The sequence below is a fragment of the Paraburkholderia sp. RL17-381-BIF-C genome (assembly GCF_046026435.1).
In the GTDB taxonomy this organism is placed as follows: domain Bacteria; phylum Pseudomonadota; class Gammaproteobacteria; order Burkholderiales; family Burkholderiaceae; genus Paraburkholderia.
On the sequence record NZ_JARESX010000192.1, the window covers coordinates 1 to 971 of the forward strand.

At 60.7% G+C, this 971-nt stretch carries 1 pseudogene; it reads left to right on the forward strand.

Features of this window, described 5'->3' with window-relative positions:
* A pseudogene (locus P0D70_RS36610) lies at positions 1-971 on the forward strand (SMP-30/gluconolaconase/LRE-like region family protein); the annotation flags it as partial.

Here is a 971-nt window from a genome sequence, read left to right on the forward strand (position 1 = left end):
ATCCAGTTGCCGGCCAATGCGCGGCCCGCTTCGCTGTACTTCGATGCGACGAGCGACCAGCTATGGATCGGCGACGAAGGGCCGGATATGAACATCAAGATCTATGACCTGTCCGGCACGCCGTATTCCGCCGGGACGTTCGGTGTTCAAGGCGGCTTTCTCAGTACGGTGAATGGCATAAAAGGGCAGGTGGGCGACAAGCGCTTTACGCGCGTCACCGGCATTGGCAGGGATTCCGCGCGCAATCTCTACGTCCTGAACAATCCATGGGGAGGGTCATGGGACCTCGGCCGTAACGGCGGCACCGATATCCATGCATACGACGGGACCGGAGTTCTACGCTGGCAGCTCCAATCTGTGAACTTCGAGGGCAACGCGGCTCCGGATCCGGCCACCGACGGGGCGATCTTCTACGGCGGAATGAATATCTATTCGGGTACCGTGGGTGGCACCCTGGTTGCCAACACAATCGACCCGATCACCTATCCGGCCGACCCCCGGATCAATCTTGCCGACCACGAACGTGGCGAACATTTTGCGCAGATCGCCAGCGTGAGAGGGCACCGGATACTCGTCGCCGCGAGTCAGAACCCCGATACCTTCTACTTTTTCCACTTCAACCCGGCGAGCGGCTACATTGCGATTCCTGATGGCGCGTTGCCGGGAACGGCCTTCGCTACGACGGCACGCGTGCGCAATGGCTTCTGTCTGGATAGCAAGGGCGATATCTGGGCGGGTCTCGACAAGACCAATGTCATTTCACACTACCCACTGACAGGTTTCGATTCGAGTGGCAAACCGGTCTGGGGCGCCGCGATCACGATGCCGATCCCGCGCACCATCTCGCAACTGACCCGGATCATCTACCTGCCTGAAAGCGACACGATGATTCTCACGCAAGGGGCAACCGGCAGCACGGACTGGACTGCGGTGGGGCAGCGCGTCGAGGTGTATCACGGCTGGCTGGCCGG